The 19269-nt window shown below is 74.2% G+C and carries 20 protein-coding genes; 8 read left to right on the top strand and 12 right to left on the bottom strand.

The features are described from left to right. Positions 1–19 precede the first annotated feature (19 nt). On the bottom strand, positions 20–169 hold the full coding sequence (locus ACWEFJ_RS23845; RefSeq protein ID WP_378093121.1) for a hypothetical protein: 150 nt from the start codon (positions 167–169) through the stop codon (positions 20–22). Between the two features lie 153 nt (positions 170–322). Here ACWEFJ_RS23845 and ACWEFJ_RS23840 point away from each other — a divergent pair, with 153 nt between their 5' ends. Next, positions 323–967, top strand: a complete 645-nt coding sequence (locus ACWEFJ_RS23840; RefSeq protein WP_449715086.1) for an MBL fold metallo-hydrolase — start codon at positions 323–325, stop codon at positions 965–967. Here the strand turns inward: ACWEFJ_RS23840 and ACWEFJ_RS23835 are convergent. Beyond that, entirely contained in the window at positions 959–1945 is a 987-nt protein-coding gene (locus tag ACWEFJ_RS23835) for a LacI family DNA-binding transcriptional regulator (RefSeq protein ID WP_378093125.1), read from the bottom strand. The two genes, ACWEFJ_RS23840 and ACWEFJ_RS23835, sit on opposite strands and share 9 nt — an antisense overlap. 419 nt (positions 1946–2364) lie before the next feature. Further along, on the bottom strand, positions 2365–2604 hold the full coding sequence (locus tag ACWEFJ_RS23830) for a hypothetical protein (RefSeq protein ID WP_378098321.1): 240 nt from the start codon (positions 2602–2604) through the stop codon (positions 2365–2367). A gap of 85 nt (positions 2605–2689) precedes the next feature. Here ACWEFJ_RS23830 and ACWEFJ_RS23825 point away from each other — a divergent pair, with 85 nt between their 5' ends. From ACWEFJ_RS23825 to ACWEFJ_RS23800, 6 genes are all read left to right on the top strand, one after another. Continuing rightward, positions 2690–3229 (top strand): MOSC domain-containing protein, encoded by a 540-nt coding sequence (locus tag ACWEFJ_RS23825; protein ID WP_449715085.1) that lies wholly within the window; start codon positions 2690–2692, stop codon positions 3227–3229. A gap of 29 nt (positions 3230–3258) precedes the next feature. Then, the gene (locus ACWEFJ_RS23820) at positions 3259–4008 is read left to right on the top strand and encodes an SDR family NAD(P)-dependent oxidoreductase (protein ID WP_449715084.1); all 750 of its coding nucleotides are present in this window, start codon (positions 3259–3261) and stop codon (positions 4006–4008) included. A gap of 124 nt (positions 4009–4132) precedes the next feature. Then, the gene (locus ACWEFJ_RS23815; RefSeq protein WP_449715083.1) at positions 4133–4507 is read left to right on the top strand and encodes an SSI family serine proteinase inhibitor; all 375 of its coding nucleotides are present in this window, start codon (positions 4133–4135) and stop codon (positions 4505–4507) included. A 181-nt stretch (positions 4508–4688) separates the two neighbouring features. Next, a complete protein-coding gene (locus ACWEFJ_RS23810) occupies positions 4689–5381 on the top strand; it encodes a hypothetical protein (protein ID WP_449715082.1) in 693 nt (230 codons plus the stop codon). Further along, on the top strand, positions 5368–5826 hold the full coding sequence (locus ACWEFJ_RS23805; RefSeq protein ID WP_449715081.1) for a phage holin family protein: 459 nt from the start codon (positions 5368–5370) through the stop codon (positions 5824–5826). The genes ACWEFJ_RS23810 and ACWEFJ_RS23805 overlap by 14 nt, the downstream gene beginning before the upstream one ends. Next, positions 5802–6500: a DUF3618 domain-containing protein gene (locus ACWEFJ_RS23800; RefSeq protein WP_449715080.1), complete on the top strand. Its 699-nt coding sequence runs from the start codon at positions 5802–5804 to the stop codon at positions 6498–6500. The genes ACWEFJ_RS23805 and ACWEFJ_RS23800 overlap by 25 nt, the downstream gene beginning before the upstream one ends. A gap of 138 nt (positions 6501–6638) precedes the next feature. On the opposite strand, the gene pcaC is transcribed toward ACWEFJ_RS23800, so the two are convergent. The 9 genes from pcaC to ACWEFJ_RS23755 form a co-directional block, all read right to left on the bottom strand. Then, entirely contained in the window at positions 6639–7001 is a 363-nt protein-coding gene (gene pcaC / locus ACWEFJ_RS23795; RefSeq protein WP_378096353.1) for a 4-carboxymuconolactone decarboxylase, read from the bottom strand. Then, entirely contained in the window at positions 6998–7747 is a 750-nt protein-coding gene (gene pcaD / locus ACWEFJ_RS23790; protein WP_378096350.1) for a 3-oxoadipate enol-lactonase, read from the bottom strand. Before pcaD ends, pcaC begins: the two co-directional genes overlap by 4 nt. Next, positions 7744–9117: a 3-carboxy-cis,cis-muconate cycloisomerase gene (gene pcaB / locus ACWEFJ_RS23785; protein ID WP_449715079.1), complete on the bottom strand. Its 1374-nt coding sequence runs from the start codon at positions 9115–9117 to the stop codon at positions 7744–7746. The genes pcaD and pcaB overlap by 4 nt, the downstream gene beginning before the upstream one ends. Further along, on the bottom strand, positions 9092–9655 hold the full coding sequence (pcaG, locus tag ACWEFJ_RS23780) for a protocatechuate 3,4-dioxygenase subunit alpha (protein ID WP_378096344.1): 564 nt from the start codon (positions 9653–9655) through the stop codon (positions 9092–9094). The genes pcaB and pcaG overlap by 26 nt, the downstream gene beginning before the upstream one ends. Beyond that, positions 9648–10355 (bottom strand): protocatechuate 3,4-dioxygenase subunit beta, encoded by a 708-nt coding sequence (gene pcaH, locus ACWEFJ_RS23775; RefSeq protein WP_378096340.1) that lies wholly within the window; start codon positions 10353–10355, stop codon positions 9648–9650. The genes pcaG and pcaH overlap by 8 nt, the downstream gene beginning before the upstream one ends. A gap of 40 nt (positions 10356–10395) precedes the next feature. Continuing rightward, complete coding sequence (locus ACWEFJ_RS23770) at positions 10396–11121, bottom strand: CoA-transferase subunit beta (RefSeq protein WP_449715132.1); 726 nt, start codon at positions 11119–11121, stop codon at positions 10396–10398. 23 nt (positions 11122–11144) lie between these two features. Next, the gene (locus ACWEFJ_RS23765; protein ID WP_449715078.1) at positions 11145–11942 is read right to left on the bottom strand and encodes a CoA transferase subunit A; all 798 of its coding nucleotides are present in this window, start codon (positions 11940–11942) and stop codon (positions 11145–11147) included. Between the two features lie 245 nt (positions 11943–12187). Beyond that, entirely contained in the window at positions 12188–12889 is a 702-nt protein-coding gene (locus ACWEFJ_RS23760) for a maleylpyruvate isomerase family mycothiol-dependent enzyme (RefSeq protein ID WP_449715077.1), read from the bottom strand. A 26-nt stretch (positions 12890–12915) separates the two neighbouring features. Next, a complete protein-coding gene (locus ACWEFJ_RS23755) occupies positions 12916–14310 on the bottom strand; it encodes a PP2C family protein-serine/threonine phosphatase (protein WP_449715076.1) in 1395 nt (464 codons plus the stop codon). 95 nt (positions 14311–14405) lie between these two features. Between ACWEFJ_RS23755 and ACWEFJ_RS23750 the strand changes: the two genes are divergently transcribed. After that, positions 14406–18854 carry a HAMP domain-containing protein gene (locus tag ACWEFJ_RS23750; protein WP_449715075.1) on the top strand — a complete coding sequence of 1483 codons (4449 nt, stop codon included), beginning with the start codon at positions 14406–14408 and terminating at the stop codon, positions 18852–18854. The last annotated feature ends 415 nt before the right edge of the window (positions 18855–19269 follow it).

Raw genomic sequence — 19269 nt, 5'->3', positions numbered from 1 at the left:
CCACAGCGCCGCGGCGCGGCTAGAACAGGACGATCAGCAGGATCAGCGCGAGGACGATCGCGATGATCGTCGGGACGGTGGCCGGCGAGCGGCGGTAGTGGCTCTGCACCGACGTGGTGCGGAACCAGCTGTACGGCAGACGGCGACGGTGTCGCTGCACCCAGGGCATGTCGGCTCCCTACGTCGTGTTGTCCCCCATGGCTGCCCTTGGGATACCCCGCGCCGGCCGCGCGGACACCTTCGTGTGATCCGGTGCGGAAGTCGGTGTGCCCGTGGCGAAACGGGGTACGGACCGCGACCGGCCCGGCCTGGCGTGGCGGACGTGGAGATCATCGACGTGACGCCGCGGCTGCGGATGCTGAGGTTCCCGGTCGGACAGGCGTACGTGTGGCGGGACGGCGACGCGCTGACCGTCGTCGACACCGGCACCGCCGGGCACGCGGACCGCATCGCCGCGCTGGGCCGGGTCGAGCGGATCGTGCTCACCCACTGCCACGACGACCACATCGGTTCGGCCGCGGCGTTGCGCGCGGCGACCGGCGCGCCCGTGCACGCGCACCGGGCGGACGCGCCGGTGATCCGCGGCGAGGCGCCCCGGCCGACACCGGTGATCCCGCCCGGGGAGCGGGAGCTGTTCGACCGCGTCACGCCGACCGTGCCCCGCGCGCCGCGCTCGCCCGTCGACCGGCAGGTGGAGGAGGGCGACGTGCTCGACTTCGGCGACGGCGCGCGGGTCCTGTCGATCCCCGGTCACACGCCGGGCAGCATCGCGATCCACCTGCCCGCGCACGGCGTGCTGTTCACCGGCGACACGGTGGCCACGGGGGAGGGCGCGCCGATCCCCGGCGTGTTCAACACCGACCGGCCGCGGCTGCTGGAGTCCGTGCGACGCCTGCTGGACCTCGACCCCGCCGTGCTGTGCGTCGGCCACGGCGACCCGGTCCTGGGCGGGACCCGGTCAGCCTGACCGGCGGGCGACGAACGCGGTGGGCAGCACGACCGGCTCGCGGGCCGGCGGCGCGCCCTCCAGCCGGGCCAGCAGGAGCCGGGCGGCGGCCTCCCCCATTTCCCGCATCGGCTGCCGCACGGTCGTCAGCTCGGCGTGCGCGGCGATGGGTATGTCGTCGAAGCCGACCACCGCGACGTCGTCCGGCACCCGACGGCCGACCGCGGCCAGCGCCCGCATCACGCCGAGCGCCGACAGGTCGTTGTGCGCGAAGACGGCGTCGAAGCGCAGCCCGGTGGCCATCAGCTTCTCCGTGGCCACCGCGCCGCGGTCGGTGCCGAAGTCGCCCTCCACCACCAGCCGCGGGTCCACGTGGACGCCCGCGTCGCCCAGCGCGTCGAGGAACCCGTCCAGCCGCTCGCGCACGCACCCGAAGTTCGCCGGCCCGGTCACCACGGCGAACGCGGTGCGGCCCGCCGCGACGAGGTGCTGCGCCGCCGCCTGCGCGCCCTCCCGGTTCGTGGTGCTCACCGACGGGAACCCGGGCCTGCTGCCCCGGTCGTCGATCATCACCACCGGCAGGCCCTGGTCGTGCAGCGTCTCGATGTAGCTCAGCGTGTCCGGCGGCTCGATCACCAGCAACCCGTCGAACGCCTTGGCCGACACGTGGCTCGCGAACTGGGCCAACGACTCCGAACCCCGGTTCACCGTGTAGAGCAGCAGGCCGTAGCCCTCGGCCTCCAGCTCGTCCACCGCGCCCTGCACCACCTCGCCGGTCCACGGCCAGGTCAGCGACGGCACGAGCATGCCGACGGTCCGGGCCCGGCCGCGGGCGAGGCCGACGGCGCGGGCGCTGGGCACGTAGCCGACGTCCGCGATCACCTGCCGCACCCGCGCCGCCGTGGCCGCGTCGACGTCCGGTTTGCCGTTGAGGACGCGGGACACGGTCGCCTTGCTCACCTGGGCGCGCTGGGCGACTTCGGCGATCGTGACTCGCACGGTGCACTCCTCGGTTGCGTCTGCGGAACCGGGCCCGTAACCGGTACCGAAACCGGTTACGGACACGCAGTCAACCGCTCCGTGCACGCAGCGTCAAGAGTCCGTTGCCCGGACGGGGTCCGGACGCACCGGTCAGGCGCGCCCCGTTCGGGGGTCGGCGCAGCGGCCGACCCGCGCATCGCGCACGATCGGCGGACCGCCTCGACCCGCCGAGGGTCCCGGCGCGGCGGGTGCGCCGGACACGGCCCCGGCACGCCCGTCGCGATCCACGAGGTCGGCGCGACCGGCTCTGCGGGCCGGTCAGCGGCATCGCCCGTCGAGACCGAGGGCTTCGGCGCGGCCGGCTCCTCGGGTCGGCCCGGCCGGGTCACGCGACTTGGCGTCGGCCCGGCCGGGTCACGCGCCCCGGCGTCGGCCCGTCAGGCGAGGATCGCGCGACCCTCCGGGGTCAGCTCGGCGGGCACCCACGTGCCGGACGCGTCCCGGCGCGCCGGGCGCAGCAGCCCCGCGTGCGCGAGCTGCCGCGCGGTCACCTGGTCGCTGCACAGCAACCCGTCCACCTTCAGGTCGGGCTCGCTGCTGCGCGTCACCTCGGCCCGGCCGGCCGCGACGGCCCGCAGCAGCGCCCGCGCCCGGTGGTTCAGTTCGTCGTCAGTCATGGTCCTCACCGCCGCCCCCGGAAAACGTGTGCACTTGTCATATCGCCGCGGCGGCCGAAAGTCTTACTCCGGTAGGGTCCGCCCCATGGGGACGGTCACGGCCGTGAGCCGGAGCGGGGAGCACACGTTCAGCAAGCCCACCGAGCAGGCGATCACGCTCGTCGCCGGCCTGGGCGTGGAGGGCGACGCGCACCAGGGCGTCACGGTGAAGCACCGGTCCCGCGTGCGGCGCGACCCGACGCAGCCGAACCTGCGCCAGGTGCACCTCATCCACGCCGAGCTGCACGACGAGCTGACCGCGGCGGGCTTCGCGGTGGGGCCGGGCGAGCTGGGCGAGAACGTGACCACGCGCGGCGTGGACCTGCTCGGGTTGCCGACGGGCACGCGCCTGCGCCTGGGCCCGGACGCGGTGGTCGAGGTGACGGGGTTGCGCAACCCGTGCCCGCAGATCGACGCGTTCCGGGACGGCCTGCTCAAGCGGGTCGTCCACCGCGACGAGGACGGCGCCGTGGTCCGCCGCGCGGGCGTCATGTCGGTCGTGCTGGTCGGCGGCGTGGTCCGCCCCGGCGACGAGGTCCGCGTGGAGCTGCCCGCCGAACCGCACACCGCGCTCGTCCCCGTCTGACCCCGCCCCGGGCGCTACCGTCCGTGCCCGTGACAGGACTTCTCGCGGGCGCGGTCGCGCTCGTCACCGGGGCCAGCGGGCTGATCGGGCGGGGCATCGCGGCGCGGTTCGCGCGGGCCGGGGCGGCGGTCGTCGCGCACGGCCACCGCGGCGACGTGTCGGCGCTCGTCGCGGAGATCACCGCGGCCGGCGGGCGGGCCACGGGGCTGCGGGCCGACCTCGCCGACCCCGACGCGTGCCGGCGGCTGGTGCGCGCGGCGGCCGAGTGGGGCGGACGGCTCGACGCGGTGGTCAACAACGCGGGCGTGCAGCCGGTGCAGGACCTCGCGGGCATGACGGCCGAGCAGTGGCGCGCGGTGCTGGACGTGAACGTGACCAGCGCGTTCGCCTGCACGCAGGCCGCCGCGGAGGTGATGGCGTCGGGCGGGTCGGTCACCCACGTCGCGTCCGTCGAGGGCCGCCAACCCGCCGCCGGCCACGCCCACTACAGCGCGTCGAAGGCCGCGCTCGTCATGCACGCCCGGTCGGCCGCGCTGGAGTACGGGCCGCGCGGCATCCGGGTCAACACCGTCTCCCCCGGCCTGATCGACCGCCCCGGGCTGGCCGAGGAGTGGCCCGACGGGGTCGAGCGGTGGGCGCGGGCCGTGCCGCTGGGCCGGCTCGGCCGACCCGAGGACGTGGGCGACGCCTGCGTTTTCCTGGCCTCGCCGATGGCCTCCTGGATCACCGGGAACGACCTGGTGGTGGACGGCGGGATCACCGCGCGACCCACCTGGTGAGCTATTCACCGCGCCGTGGAAAGGTGAGCAGGCTTATTACGACATCCCGGTGAGATGCGAAATCGGGCGAATACGCGTCACGCGATCGGGTCACCCCGGTGCCATGCGACGAACACGAACCCTCATGGCTTCCCTGTTCGCCTCCGGCCTGCTGGCCGCTCCGCTGCTCACCGCCGGGACGGCGTCCGCCGCGCCGCCGGCCACGGATCTCGTGCTGGCCGTCCACCAGGAGGAGAGCGGGGTCCAGAGCACGCGCCTGACCTGCGATCCCGCTGCGGGCGAGCACCAGGCGGCGCAGGCCGCGTGCGGGGAGATCGCCGCCGCCGGCGGTGACTTCACGCGGCTGGCCGGCACCGATCCGCAGCTGTGCACGTTCGACTACCGGCCGGTGACGGTGGCCGCGTTCGGTTCCTGGCGCGGTGAGCCCGTGCGTTATGTGCAGGAATTCCCGAACCGCTGCGTCATGGAGCAGGAGACCGGCTCGGTCTTCTCGTTCTGACCCCCGTCCGAAAACGCTCCGCGAATAACGACCCCGCGGCCGGAAAACGGTCGCGGGGTTTTCGCGCGCCCGCCGGCCGTCCCGACCGCCGGCTGATGCTTGTCGTCGCGAAGGAGGTTAGCCGCCGGCGACGGGGGTAGGCCGAGGGGGCGAGAGCACGCCGACCGTGAGGAGTCCCGTCGTGGACGAGAACCAGGTGGGTGCGGTCCGCGAGACCGCACAGCAGGAAGGCGCCGCCGTGGCGCAGCACGCCCGGCAGGCCGCCTCGGACGTGGGCGCGACGGCGCGCGAACAGGTCGGGCAGGTGGCCCACGAGGCGAGGGGCCAGGCCAAGCACGTCGTGGGCGACATGCGCGAACGCGTCGCGACCGAGGCCGAGGAGCAGGCCCGGCGGGTGTCGCGGCAGATCGACCGGATCGCCGACGAGCTGGGCTCGATGGCCGACAACTCCGGCCCCGACTCGCTGACCGCGGGCACGTTGCGCCAGGTGTCCGACGCGGGCCGCCAGGCGGCGCGCTACCTCGACGAACGGGGTGCGCGCGGCCTGCTGGACTCGGCCCAGGACTTCGCGCGGCGCAAGCCGGGGACGTTCCTGATCGGCGCGGCGGTGGCCGGTTTCCTGGTCGCGCGCGCCGCCAAGAGCATGGGTTCCGGGCAGCCGGGCGGGTCGCGGCCGCAGCACGGCTACACCGACCGGACGCCGACGACGCCGGTGACCACGCCGACCGCCGTGCCGCGGCCGACCGCGACGCCGTCGTCGCCGCTGCCGCCGTCGGAGTACGGCATGCCCGCGCCGCAGCTCCCGTCCGAGCACCCGACCCCCGCGCCGCGCGCCCCCTACCAGCCGGAGGGGACGCGGTATGTCCAGCGCTGAGACCCGCTTGACCGACGACCGGGTGCCCCACAGCCGGGCGCCGGGCGGGGCCGTGCCGGCGCCCGGGGAGGAGCCCTCGCTCGGTCAGCTCGTCGGCGAGCTGACCGAGGACCTGTCGCGGCTGATGCGGCAGGAGCTGGAGCTGGCCAAGGCCGAGATCCGCGAGGAGGCGACGAAGGCGGGCAAGGCCGCCGGGATGCTCGGCGCGGCCGGGTTCGCCGGGTACATGACCGCGGTGCTGCTCAGCCTGGCGCTGGCGTTCGGGCTGGCCACGTTCCTGGGGCTGGCCTGGGCCACGCTCGTCGTCGCCGTGCTGTGGGGCATCGCCGGGTTCGCCCTGTTCTCCGCCGGCCGCGCCCGGCTGCGCAAGGTCAACCCCAAGCCGGAGCGCACCATCGAGACCCTGAAGGAGGACGCGGAATGGGCCCGTCACCCGACCAAATAAGGCACGACATCGACCGGACCCGGGCCGAGCTGGTGGCCGACGCCAACCGGATCGTCGACCACACCCGGCCCCGCAACATCGCGCAGCGCCGGGTGGACCGGGTGCGGCACCGCATGAGCACGGTGAAGGAGCGAGTCATGGGCACGGTTCCGGAGACCGCCTCGACGCTGCAGGACCGGGCGGCGGGCATGGCGTCCACCGTGGGCGGGCAGGCGCAGGACGCGGCCTCGACCGTCGGCGACAAGGCGCAGCAGGCCGCGTCCGCGGTGGGCGGGAAGGCGCAGGAGGCCGCGCACGCCGTGCAGAACGCGCCGGAGCAGGCCCGGCAGCAGGCCCGGGGCAACCCGCTGGCCGCCGGGCTGATCGCGTTCGGGGCGGGCGCGCTGATCGCCACGCTGATCCCGGCCACGCGGGCCGAGCAGGACGCCGTCCGGCAGCTCGGCGAACGCGCCGGCGGCGCGGTGGAGCCGGTGAAGGAGGCACTCGCCGAGTCCGCGCAGAAGCTGAAGGAGGAGGCGGGCACGATGGTCGGCGAGGCGGCGGACCAGGTCAGGAACGTGGCCCGGGAAGCCTCGCAGACGACCGCGGAGCAGGCCAAGGGCTCGGCCCAGGAGGTCGGCCAGCACGCCCGCGAGTCCGGTCAGCACGTCAAGTCCGAGACCCGCGACCGGTGACCCCACGCCGCGGGCGGCGCCGGCCCGGTCGGGTGGTGCCGCCCGCGGCGCGCCGGTCCGATCGCACCGGACATCGTCATCCCCCGACGCGGCGCACACCGCCCCGGCGCGGATCGTCGCCCTTCCCCGACCCGGGGCTCAGCCCTCGGCCAGGACCCGCTGCGCCACGGCGAACGCGCGGTTGGCGGCGGGCACGCCCGCGTAGACGCCCACCTGCAGCAGCACTTCCTTGATCTCGTCCGCCGTGACGCCGTTGCGCAGCGCCGCGGGCACGTGCATCGCCAGCTCGCGCTCGTGCCCCAGCGCGGCCAGCAACGCCAGCGTGACGCACGACCGGGTGCGGCGGTCCAGGCCCGGGCGCGCCCACACCTCGCCCCACGCGTACCGGGTGATGAAGTCCTGGAAGTCCGCGGTGAACGCGTCGGCGCCCGCCACGGCCCGGTCCACGTGCTCGTCGCCGAGCACCTCCCGCCGCACCCGCATCCCGTCGTCGAAGCTCACAGGTGCGCCTCCAGGATCGCCGACACCTCGTCCGCCGCCTCCACGTTCGCCAGGTGCGCGGCCGGCAGCAGGTGGAACGACGCGCCGGGGATGGCGTCGGCGATCCACCGCCCGCAGTCCGGCGGCGTGGCCTCGTCCCGCTCGCCCGCGACGACCGCCGTCGGGGCCTCGATCGCGGGCAGCACGGACCGCAGGTCCAGTGTGGACAGCGCGTCGCAGCACGCCGCGTACCCCTCGTCGTCCACTTCGGACAGCCCGGCGGCGAACGCGGCCACCACCTCCGGCGACCGCTCGCGGAACGCGGGCGTGAACCAGCGCTCGACCGCGGCGGACGCGATGGAGCCCGTGCCGGACGCCCGCACCGCCGCCGCGCGGTCCAGCCACGGCCGCGCCGCGGGGAACGCCGCCGCCGTGCAGCACAGCACCAGCCGCTCGATCCGCTCGGGCGCGTGCCCGGCGAGCCACATGCCGACCATCGCGCCCAGCGACACCCCGCAGTAGGACACCCGGGCCAGGCCGAGCGCGTCCAGCAGCTCCAGCACGTCGTCGGCGAGGTCGTCGATCCGGTACGGCCCGGCCGGCGCGGGCGACCCGCCGTGCCCGCGGTGGTCGTAGCGCAGCACCCGGAACCGCCGCTCCAGCACGGGGAGCTGCCGCTCCCACATCGCGGTCGTGGTGCCCAGCGAGTTGCCCAGGACCACGACCGGCGCGTCCGGCGGCCCGCTCAGCTCGTAGTGCGGCTTCACCGCCGCTCCCTCCCCCGGTGCGCCGCGAGGGCGCGGTCGGTGAACTCGCCCGCGCCGCCGGTGTACCCGGCCGGGTCGAGCGCCTCGTCCAGCTCCTGCTCCGACAGCCCGATCCGCAGGTCCGCGAGCAGCGCGTCGCGCAGCGGCCGGCCCGCCGCGACCGCGGTCCGGCACACCTCGGCCACCAGCTCCTGCGCCTCGGACCGGCCGACGCGGTCCGCCAGCCGGACGGCCACGTTCTCGGCCATCAGCAGCCCGCCGGTCAGGTCGAGGTTGCGGCGCATGCGCTCCGGGTCCACCCGCAGCCGCGACAGCAGCTCGCGCGTGCCGCGCACGGCGCCGCCGACCAGCCGCAGCAGCTCGGTCACGGTCTGCCACTCGCTGTGCCACGCGCCGGCCGCCCGCTCGTGCTCCTGCGCCATCGCCGCCAGCACCGTCGCCACCAGCCCCGGCACGCGACGCGTGGCCGCGGTCACCAGCACCGCGCGCACCGGGTTGTGCTTGTGCGGCATCGCCGACGACGTGCCGCCGTCGGCCTCGGCCACCTCGGCGACCTCGGTCTGGGCGAGCAGCGCCACGTCCTGCGCGATCTTGGCCAGCACCCCGGACGCCGCGCCCAGCGCGCCCGCCAGCTCGGCCACCCTGGTCCGGTTGGTGTGCCAGGGGATCAGCGGCGCGGCCAGGCCCAGCTCGGCGGCCAGCTGCCCGGTCGGGTCGCCGCCCCGGGGCACCGCCGCGAGCGTGCCCGCCGCGCCGCCGAACTGCACGGCCAGCCGCTCCTCGCGCACGCGGGTCAGCGCGTCCACCGCCTCGTCCACGGCGACCAGCCAGCCGGCGCACTTGAGCCCGAACGTGGTGGGCAGGGCGTGCTGGGTCAGGGTGCGGCCGGCGATGAGGGTGTCGCGGTGCCGCTCGGCGAGCCGTTCGCACTCCGCGGCCACGGCCCGCAGGCCCGCGAGGATCGGCCGCAGCGCGCGGGAGGCGACCAGCGACAGCGCGGTGTCGAGCACGTCCTGGCTGGTGGCCCCGTTGTGCAGGGCCGCGCGGCCCTCGGCGGTGACGTGCGCGCCGATCGCCCGCACCAGCGGCACGACCGGCGTGCCGGAGGTCAGCGCGCCCTCGCCGATCGCCACCGGGTCGTAGTGCCCGACGTCGATGGCGGTGACCACCATCCGGGCCGCCTCCTCGGTCACGATGCCCGCCCTGGCCTGCACGATGGCCAGGGCGCGCTCGAAGTCCAGCATCGCGCGCAGCCACGCCCGGTCGCAGACCTCGGCCTCGACGTCGGGATCGGTGAACAGCGCGCCCCACAGCGAGCGCTCGCCCGGCGACCGGGCTCCGTGCTCAGAGGTCGAAGAAGACGGTTTCATGCTCCCCTTGCAGGTGGATGTCGAAGCGGTAGCCGGGCGGGTCGCTCGCCGCGACGAGCGTGGCCCGCCTGGCCGGGTCGTCGATCGAGGTGAGCACCGGGTCCGCGGCGTTGGCCTCCTCGTCGGGGAAGTAGATGCGCGTGACCAGCCGCACCAGCATGCCCCGGCAGAAGACCGACACGTCGAGGTGGGGTGCCTCCAGGCCGCCTCCGGCCACCGGCAACGGGCCCGGTTTGACGGTCAGCAGCGAGTACCGCCCCTCCGGGTCCGTGGCGCTGCGGCCGAAGCCGCGGAAATCCTTCCAGCGCACCGCTCCGCGCGGGTCGTCGGGGTGGTCGAACCGGCCGTCGGGGTCGGCCTGCCACGTCTCGACCACCGCGTCGGGCACCGGCGCGCCCGCGCCGTCGTACACCGTGCCGCCGATCCGGAACGCGCCGGGCGTGCCCTCCGGCACCACGAACGGGCCGTCCTCCCACACCAGCCCGAAGGAGAAGAACGGGCCGACGGTCTGCGACGGCGTCGTCCGGAGCTCACTCATCGTCGTCCCCCTCGTCCAGCGGTGTCGGGTTCTGGCCGCGCAGCACGATGTCCCAGCGGTAGCCCAGCGCCCACTCGGGCACGGTCGTGTCGAGGTCGAAGCGGGCGACCATCGCCGCGCGGGCCTTCGGGTCGCGGACCGAGTTGAAGATCGGGTCCTGGTCGAACAGCGGGTCGCCTGGGAAGTACATCTGCGTGATCAGCCGCTGCGTGAACGCGGTGCCGAACAGCGAGAAGTGGATGTGCGCGGGCCGCCAGGCGTTGTCGTGGTTGCGCCACGGGTACGCGCCGGGCTGGATCGTGGTGAACGAGTAGCGGCCCTCGGCGTCGGTGACGGTGCGGCCCACGCCGGTGAAGTTCGGGTCGAGCGGCGCGGGGTGGCGGTCGGCGTCGTGCCGGTACCGGCCGGCCGCGTTGGCCTGCCACACCTCCACCAGGGTGCCCGCGACCGGCCGGCCGTCGCCGTCCAGCACCCGGCCGGAGACGATGATCCGCTGGCCCTGCGGCTCGCCCGGGTGGCCGGCGGTCAGGTCGTGGTCGTGCGGCCCGACCCGGCCCTCGCCGAGCAGCGGGCCGGTGATCTCGGTCAGCCGCTGCGGCAGCAGCTCGAACGGCCGGTGCGGCGCGCGCAGCGCGTTCGACCGGTACTCGGGGAAGGACACGGGCGGGTGCGACGGCGTGTCGGAGCGGTAGGTCGGCACCGCGTTCTCCTGTTCGTCGTGCCGAGGCGGGGGGTGGTGGTTAACGGCGGGTCAGCTCGCGGAGCACGGCGAGTTCGCGCGCGGTCGGCGGCTCGGTGCGGCCCGGGTGGTCGGCGACCCTCAGGTCCCAGCCGGTGCGCTCGCGCGCGGTCGCCGGGTCGACGCCGGGGTGCAGCTCGGTGAGCACCAGCTCGCAGGTGTCGGGGTCGGGCCGCAGCACGCCCAGGTCCGTGATCACGAGCCGCGGCCCGGCGCCAGTGAGGCCCAGCCGCTCCCGCTCCCCCGGTCCCGAGCCGAAGCCGACGGACGTGACGAAGTCGACCCGCTCCACGAACGCCCGCCGGGTCTGCCGCACCACCACGACGACCTCGCGGCACGACGCGGCGATCTCGGGCGCGCCGCCCGCGCCGGGCAGCCGCACGTCCGGCCGGCGGTAGTCGTCGCCGATCACGGTGGTGTTGATGTTGCCGAACCGGTCGAGCTGGGCCGCGCCGAGGAAGCCGACGTCGATCCGGCCGGGCTGCAACCAGTAGTTGAAGATCTCCGGCACGCCCACCACGCCGACCGCGGTGTCGGCCAGCACGCCGTCGCCGATCGACAGCGGCAGCCGGTCCGGCTTCGCGCCGATCGTGCCGGACTCGTAGACCAGCACCAGGTCCGGCGCGTGCGTGCGGCGGGCCAGGTTGGCCGCCGTGCTGGGCAGCCCGATGCCGACGAAGCACACCGCGCCGTCGCGCAACGCCCGCGCCGCCGCGACCGTCATCATCTCGTCGGCGCTGTAGTCCCCGGTCACGCGATGCCCTCCAGCCACTGCGCGAACTTCTCCCGGTCCCGGCTGATCTCGTCCCACGCCACGTAGAAGTCGTTGTCCCGCACGGAGTAGTCGTGCGCGTAGGACGGGTGCGCGCCGCCCGGGACCTCGGCGACGTAGTCCACCACCCAGGACGGCAGCACCACCGCGCCCGGCCGCGGCTCCAGCTCGTCCACGACCTCCTCGACCGTGACCAGCGAGCGGGCGGCGGCCAGCACCGCCTCCTTCTGCACCCCGGTGATGCCCCAGAGCTGCACGTTGCCGTGCCGGTCGGCGCGCTGCGCGTGCACCACCGCGGCGTCCAGCCGCAGCGCGGCGACGGCGGTCAGCACCTCGCCGGTGAACGGGCAGGTCACCGACGCGACGTTGGCGGTGTGGGCGGGCAGGTCGGTGCCGGTGTAGCCGCGCAGCACGGCGAACGGCAGCCCGGACGCCGCGGCGACGTACCGGTTGGCCATGCCCGCGTGGCTGTGCTCCTCCAGCTCCAGCGGTCGCGGCCAGCCGTTGCGCACGGCGTCGCGGAACCGGTGCAGCGAGCCGACGCCCGGGTTGCCGCCCCACGAGAACACCAGCTTGCGGGCGCACCCCGCGCCGATGAGCTGGTCGTACAGCACGTCGGGCGTCATCCGGACCAGGGTCAGGTCCCGCCTGCCCTGCCGGATCACCTCGTGCCCGGCGGCGAACGGGATCAGGTGCGTGAACCCCTCGAACGCCACGGTGTCGCCGTCGCGCACGACCTGGGCGACGGCCTCCGCGAGGGGGGCGATGGTGGCCAATCCGACCTCCGGGTGGACGCGGCCGGAAACCGGCGATTCCGTGCGGCGCACGCTATTGAGCGCCGCGTCCGGGGGTCAACGGGATCTTCCACTGACCGGAAGCGCGGACCGGGGCGCGGGGCGACCGGCTTCGCGCGTGACGCCCGGGCGACCGGCCCGGTCGCGTGGCCGCGGGCGACGACCCGGGTGCCGCGCCGCCCTCGGACCGGGCGTTCGCCCCCGGCGGACCTGCGCGACGCGCCAGCTCAGCGCGGCAGGTCCCGGCGGTGGGCCGGGTAGGCGGGCCACGGCCCGAGACCCGGCAGCGGCGCGGCGGAGACGGGCGGCCCGTCCGGTGTCCGGCCGGCGAGCCAGGCGGCGAGGTCGCGCACCCCGCCCACGACCTCCCCGCCCACGACCTCCCCGCCCGCGACCCACGTGCGCGGCACGTCGGTCGCCCGCAACGCCACCCCGTCCGGCAGGCGCGGCAGCAGGACGCCGACGGTGTGCGTCGCGAAGTCCACGTCCCACTCGGCGGGCCGGACGCCCAGGTCGAGGTCGAGCAGGTGGATCCACACCTCGCGCAGGCGGGTGAACACCGGCGGCAGCGGGTCCTCGACGCCCTCCTCGGCCGGCTCCGACCAGTCCGGGACCGCCGCCCACGCCCGCTCCAGCCGCGCCGAGTGCTCGGCGGTCGCGGCGCGGTGCCAGTCCGCGCCGCGCGACGCGGTGGCCTCGATGATCGCGTCCCGCTCCCCGGGCTCCCACATCGCGACCCGCTCCCCGCGGGCCGCGTGCTCGACCACCCGGGCCCGCGCGCGGGCGGCGTCGGCGAGGTGGGCCAGCACGTGCCCGCGGGTCCAGCCCGGCAGCGCCGAGGGCGCCGCGACGGCGGCGTCGGTGAGCCCGGCGATCACGTCCAGCAGCCTGCGGTGCGCGCGGGCGACCGCGGCGAGGGGTGGCTCCACGTCACCCGAGGGTAGCGACGGGGCGGTCAGGACGCCTGCAGCACCAGGAGGGTCAGGTCGTCGTGCTCGGCCACGCCGAGCCAGTCGAACACGACCCGCCGCAGGTGGTCGGACACGGCCTCGGCGGACAGCCCGGCGCAGTCGGCCAGCGCCGCCTTCAGCCGGACGTCGCCGAACAGCTCGCGCCGGTCGCCGTGCTTGCGCGCCTCGGTCAGCCCGTCGCTGTAGAGCAGCAGCGTCTCCCCCGGCGCGAGCGCCACCGTGGTCTGGTGGAACCGCACCTCCGGCAGCACGCCGACGATCCCGCCGTGCACCGCGACCTCGTCCACCCGCCCGTCGGCGCGCAGCACGAGCGGCGCGGGGTGGCCGCCGGCGGCCAGCGTCAGCCGCAGCCCGCCCGCCTGCACGGGGATCATCGTGCCGACCACCAGGGTGGTGAACAGGCGGCTGCCCGCCGCCCGCAACGCCGTGTTGAGCAGGTGCAGCAGGTGCGCGGGCCGCTGCTCGACGACCAGCAGGGCGTGCAGGCTCTGCCGCACCCGGCCGCTGTGCGCCGCCGCCTCCAGCCCGTTGCCCGCCACGTCGCCCAGCACGAACGCCGCGCTGCCGTCCTCCCGCGGGTGCACGTCGTAGAAGTCGCCGCCGACCAGCACCTGCCGGTGCGCGGGCTCGTACACGCCGGCCAGGCGCGCCCCCGGCACCTCGGGCAGCGGCGCGGGCAGCAGGTTCGCCCGCAGCGCCGCCACGGCCCGCCGTTCCTCGCCGAGCCGGGTGGCGGCCGCCACGGCCGACGCGGCGCGGGCCGCGTACCGCTTGAGCAGGTCGACCGTCCACGTGCCGCCGAAGCACACGAGCGCGGCCCCCTCGGTCAGCGGCATGGCCACGCCCACGCCCGACACGCCCCACGGCCCCTCACCCAGTTCGGTGAGTTCGGCGTGGTCCACCACCCGGTCGAGCACGGCGGCGAACCCCGGCGCGGTCTGGGCGACCTGCCGCGCGGTGCGGGCCACCGCCACGTCACCCGCCGGCGTGCGCCGCCACCACTCGAGACGCCCGCGCCGGCCCGGCAGCACCACGACGGTGTGCTCGGCCGGGGCCAGCTCGACCACGCTGCGCACCACGTCGGAACGCTCGGTGAGCGCGCCCATCCGGCGCGAGGCGTCGTCCAGGTAGTCGTCGACGCCCCGGTACCAGGCGACCCACCCGCCGCCGAGGTCCTGCCGCCGGCCGCGCCCCGCGTCGACCGGCAGCGTCGACCCGGTCCTGGCCTGCGGGAACAGCGTGGCCGCGGTCGGGTTGACGAGCCGGACGACGCCTTCGGGGTCCAGCACGACGACGGCCTCGTGGAAGCCGTCGACCACGCGACGCCACGCGTCGAGGTCGAGGCCCGTGTCGGCGCCTTGCCGGTAGCCCTGGGCCATCACGGCTCCTGTGTGTCGGGTCGACCCAACCTATCGGACAAGTTGCCACCAACAGTGGCAGGCTTGGGGCGGTTCCGCCGACATCGGAGGCTCGTGTGACGACCGCCCAGGACGACACGGACGTGACCCTGGCCCGACTGCTGACCGCGATGCGCGAGATGAAGGACGGCAACTTCCGCCGCCGCCTCGTCGTCCCGCGCGACGGCGTGACGGCGGAGCTGGCCGAGGTCTTCAACGAGATCGCGGAGCGCAACCAGTGGCTGGTCGGCGAGCTGGTGCGGGTGCGCCAGGCGGTCGGCCAGGAGGGCAGGCTCGGCGAGCGGCTGGTGCCGAGCACCGCGACCGGCGGCTGGGCCACCGCGGGCGAGGCGGTCAACGGCCTGATCGAGGACCTCACCCGGCCGACCGCCGAGCTGAGCCGCGTGCTCGCCGCGGTGGCCGAGGGCGACCTGTCGCAGGAGATCGTGGTGGACGCCCGCGGCGAGGTCGCCGCGCTGGTGGAGAGCTTCAACTCGATGACGGCGACGCTGCGGACGTTCGCGGGCGAGGTCACCCGGGTGGCGCGCGAGATCGGCACGGACGGCCGGCTGGGCGGTCAGGCGCAGGTCCCCGGCGTGGCGGGCACCTGGCGCGACCTCACCGACTCGGTCAACTTCATGTCGGACAACCTGACCAAGCAGGTCCGCGACATCGCGCAGGTGGCCACGGCGGTGGCGCAGGGCGACCTGTCGCAGAAGATCACCGTCACGGTGGCGGGCGAGATGCTGGAGCTGAAGGACACCGTCAACACGATGGTGGACCAGCTGTCGTCGTTCGCCGACGAGGTCACCCGCGTCGCGCGCGAAGTCGGCACCGACGGCCGGCTCGGCGGCCAGGCCCAGGTCCCCGGCGTCGCCGGCACCTGGCGCGACCTCACCGACAACGTGAACTTCATGGCCAACAACCTGACCTCGCAGGTGCGCAACATCGCGCAGGTGGCCACGGCGGTGGCGCAGGGCGACCTGTCCCAGAAGATCACCGTGGACGCGCGGGGCGAGATCCTGGAGCTGAAGTCGACCATCAACACGATGGTGGACCAGCTGTCGTCCTTCGCCGACGAGGTCACCCGCGTCGCCCGCGAAGTCGGCACCGACGGCCGGCTCGGCGGCCAGGCCCAGGTCCCCGGCGTCGCCGGCACCTGGCGCGACCTCACCGACTCGGTCAACTTCATGGCGGGCAACCTCACCTCCCAGGTCCGCAACATCGCCCAGGTGACGACCGCGGTCGCGCAGGGCGACCTGTCGCAGAAGATCGACGTGGACGCGCGGGGCGAGATCCTCCAGCTCAAGACGACGATCAACACGATGGTCGACCAGCTGTCGTCGTTCGCGGCGGAGGTCACGCGCGTGGCCCGCGAGGTGGGCAGCGACGGGCGGTTGGGCGGTCAGGCCCAGGTGCCGGGCGTCGCGGGCACCTGGCGCGACCTCACCGACTCGGTCAACTTCATGGCGGGCAACCTGACGTCCCAGGTGCGCAACATCGCCCAGGTGGCCACGGCGGTGGCGCGGGGCGACCTGTCGCAGAAGATCACGGTGAACGCGCGCGGGGAGATCCTGGAGCTGAAGGACACCATCAACACGATGGTGGACCAGCTGTCGTCGTTCGCCGACGAGGTCACCCGCGTCGCCCGCGAGGTCGGCACCGACGGCCGACTGGGCGGCCAGGCGCAGGTCCCCGGCGTCGCGGGCACCTGGCGCGACCTCACCGACTCGGTCAACTTCATGGCCAACAACCTCACCGCCCAGGTGCGGTCCATCGCGCAGGTCACGACGGCGGTCGCGGGCGGCGACCTGTCGCAGAAGATCACCGTGGACGCGCGGGGCGAGATCCTGGAGCTGAAGTCGACCATCAACACGATGGTCGACCAGCTGTCGTCCTTCGCCGACGAGGTCACCCGCGTCGCCCGCGAGGTCGGCACCGACGGCCGGCTGGGCGGTCAGGCGCGGGTGCCGGGGGTGGCGGGCACCTGGAAGGACCTCACGGACAACGTGAACGTCATGGCGGACAACCTGTCCACCCAGGTGCGGTCGATCGCGGCGGTGGCCACGGCGGTGGCGGGCGGCGACCTGTCCAAGAAGATCGCGGTCGAGGCCAAGGGCGAGGTCGCCGCGCTGGCGGACACCATCAACGGCATGGTGGACACGCTGCGCGCGTTCGCCGACGAGGTCACCCGCGTGTCCCGCGAGGTCGGCACCGAGGGCATCCTGGGCGGCCAGGCGCGGGTGCCGAACGTGGCGGGCACCTGGAAGGACCTCACCGAGAACGTCAACTTCATGGCGAACAACCTGACCTCCCAGGTGCGCAACATCGCCCAGGTGACGACCGCGGTCGCGCTCGGCGACCTGTCCAAGAAGATCGACGTGGACGCGCGGGGCGAGATCCTGGAGCTGAAGACCACGATCAACACGATGGTCGACCAGCTGTCGTCGTTCGCCCAGGAGGTCACGCGCGTCGCCCGCGAGGTCGGCACCGAGGGCAAGCTGGGCGGCCAGGCCGAGGTGGAGGGCGTCTCGGGCACCTGGAAGCGGCTCACCGAGAACGTGAACGAGCTGGCCGGGAACCTGACCCGGCAGGTGCGCGCGATCGCCGTGGTGGCCACGGCGGTGACCGCGGGCGACCTGACCCGGCAGATCACCGTGGACGCGTCCGGCGAGGTCGCCGACCTCAAGGACAACATCAACCGGATGATCGGCAACCTGCGCGCGTCCACCCGCGCCAACCAGGAGCAGGACTGGCTGAAGACGAACCTGGCCCGGCTCTCCGGCCAGATGCAGGGCCACCGCGACCTCAACGCCATGGCGTCGCTGGTGATCAGCGAGCTGACGCCGCTGGTGTCCGCGCAGCACGGCGCGTTCTTCCTGGTCGACCCCGAGACGAACGCCCTGGACCTGACCGCGTCCTACGGGTACGCGCCGCGCGGCGACCGCCCCACCCGGTTCGCGCGCGGCGAGTCGCTGGTCGGGCAGGTCGCGGTGGAGAAGAAGACGGTGCTGGTCACCGAGGTGCCGCCGGGGTACATCGAGATCGGGTCCGGGCTCGGGTCGGCCCCGCCCGCGAACCTGGTGATCCTGCCGATCGTGTTCCAGGGCGAGACGCTCGGCGTGATCGAGCTGGGGTCGTTCGGCGAGTTCACCGAGGTGCACCTGGACCTGCTGGACCAGCTCAAGGAGAACATCGGCGTCAACCTCAACACCATGCTGGCGAACGCCCGGACCGACAGCCTGCTGGTGGAGTCGCAGCGGCTGACCGAGGAGCTGCGCGCCGGGTCGGTGGAGCTGGAGGCGCGGGCGCGGCAGCTGTCGTCGGCGTCGAAGTACAAGTCGGAGTTCATGGCGAACATGTCGCACGAGCTGCGCACGCCGTTGAACAGCCTGCTGATCCTCGCCAAGCTGCTGGCCGACAACCTGGACGGCAACCTCAACCCCAAGCAGGTCGAGTTCGCGAAGACGATCCACTCCTCCGGCACCGACCTGCTGCAGCTCATCGACGACATCCTGGACCTGACCAAGGTCGAGGCCGGGCACATGCAGGTGCAGACCGACCCGGTGCACGTGTCGGACGTCGTCGCGTACGTGGAGGCGCTGACCCGGCCGCTGGCGGCGGAGAAGGGGTTGGCGTTCGAGGTCGACGTGGCGCCGGACGTGCCGTCCACCCTGCACACCGACGAGCACCGGCTCCAGCAGATCCTGCGCAACCTGCTGTCCAACGCGGTGAAGTTCACCCACGACGGGGAGATCAAGCTGCGGATCCGGGCGGTGGACGGCTCGGTCGCGTTCGACGTGCAGGACACCGGCATCGGCATCCCGGCCGACAAGCTGTCGGTGATCTTCGAGGCGTTCCAGCAGGCGGACGGCACGACGTCGCGCAAGTACGGCGGCACCGGGCTCGGCCTGTCGATCAGCCGGGAGCTGGCGACGCTGCTCGACGGGCGGCTGGACGTGCGGTCCGAGCCGGGCATCGGGTCGACGTTCACGCTGTACCTGCCGCTGGGCGAGCAGGGCCCGGTGCCGCAGGCCGTGACCGAGCCGGAGTCCGTGCCGGAGCTGCTCACGCCCGCCGAGGACGACGAGTCGCAGCAGTCGCTGGTCCCGCCGTCCGACCTGCCGCCCGCGCCGATGCGGTTCCACGGCGAGAAGGTGCTGATCGTCGACGACGACCTGCGCAACGTGTTCGCGTTGACGTCGGTGTTGGAGCTGCACGGGTTGCAGGTGATCTACGCGGACAACGGGATCACCGGGGTGCGGGCGTTGGAGCAGTACGACGACGTGACGCTGGTGCTGATGGACATCATGATGCCGGAGCTGGACGGCAACGCGACCATGGCGGCGATCCGGGCGATGTCGCGGTACGCGGACCTGCCGGTGATCGCGGTGACGGCGAAGGCGATGAAGGGGGACCGGGAGAAGTCGCTCGCCTCGGGGGCGACGGACTACGTGACCAAGCCCGTGGACACCGAACACCTGCTCCGCCTGATCGCCTTCTACCTGGGCGTCGACCAGGACTGACCGGCGTGTCCTACGTCCAGAACGCGCGTGTCCAACACTCAGAACGCGTGAGTCCTACCTCCAGAACGCGAGAGTCCTACCTCCAGAACGCGTGAGTCCTACCTCCAGAACGCGTGAGTCCTACGTTCAGAACGCGTGAGTCCTACGTTCAGAACGCGAGAGTCCTACGTTCAGGGACCGTGAGTTCAACGCTCAGGTGGCTTGGTGGTGCGGGCCGGCTCGATTTGACATGGGGCCCTTACGGGTACCCCTGGGCAGGCCAAAGCCGGCAGGCCCGGCGGGGTAAAGCGTCCCGCCGGGCCTGCCGGCTTCGTCCAGCCTAAGTGATCAGTTCAAAATGAGCTGGCGTGTCGCCTTTACCTGTGGCGTCGGGCGTTCCAAGATCGCGGCGTGCGTGAGGAGGTCTTGACCGACG

This window comes from Actinosynnema sp. NPDC004786 (assembly GCF_053601135.1).
This window is presented reverse-complemented; position numbering and strand designations above follow the sequence as displayed.

What these genes read in the sequence shown, in the direction of transcription:
- ACWEFJ_RS23845 (WP_378093121.1), bottom strand. Translation starts at nt 169, where the DNA reads ATGCCCTGGGTGCAGCGACACCGTCGCCGTCTGCCGTACAGCTGGTTC.
- ACWEFJ_RS23830 (WP_378098321.1), bottom strand. Translation starts at nt 2,604, where the DNA reads ATGACTGACGACGAACTGAACCACCGGGCGCGGGCGCTGCTGCGGGCC.
- ACWEFJ_RS23825 (WP_449715085.1), top strand. Translation starts at nt 2,690, where the DNA reads ATGGGGACGGTCACGGCCGTGAGCCGGAGCGGGGAGCACACGTTCAGC.
- ACWEFJ_RS23815 (WP_449715083.1), top strand. Translation starts at nt 4,133, where the DNA reads ATGGCTTCCCTGTTCGCCTCCGGCCTGCTGGCCGCTCCGCTGCTCACC.
- ACWEFJ_RS23805 (WP_449715081.1), top strand. Translation starts at nt 5,368, where the DNA reads ATGTCCAGCGCTGAGACCCGCTTGACCGACGACCGGGTGCCCCACAGC.
- ACWEFJ_RS23800 (WP_449715080.1), top strand. Translation starts at nt 5,802, where the DNA reads ATGGGCCCGTCACCCGACCAAATAAGGCACGACATCGACCGGACCCGG.
- pcaB (WP_449715079.1), bottom strand. Translation starts at nt 9,117, where the DNA reads ATGAAACCGTCTTCTTCGACCTCTGAGCACGGAGCCCGGTCGCCGGGC.
- pcaG (WP_378096344.1), bottom strand. Translation starts at nt 9,655, where the DNA reads ATGAGTGAGCTCCGGACGACGCCGTCGCAGACCGTCGGCCCGTTCTTC.
- ACWEFJ_RS23770 (WP_449715132.1), bottom strand. Translation starts at nt 11,121, where the DNA reads ATGATGACGGTCGCGGCGGCGCGGGCGTTGCGCGACGGCGCGGTGTGC.
- ACWEFJ_RS23755 (WP_449715076.1), bottom strand. Translation starts at nt 14,310, where the DNA reads ATGGCCCAGGGCTACCGGCAAGGCGCCGACACGGGCCTCGACCTCGAC.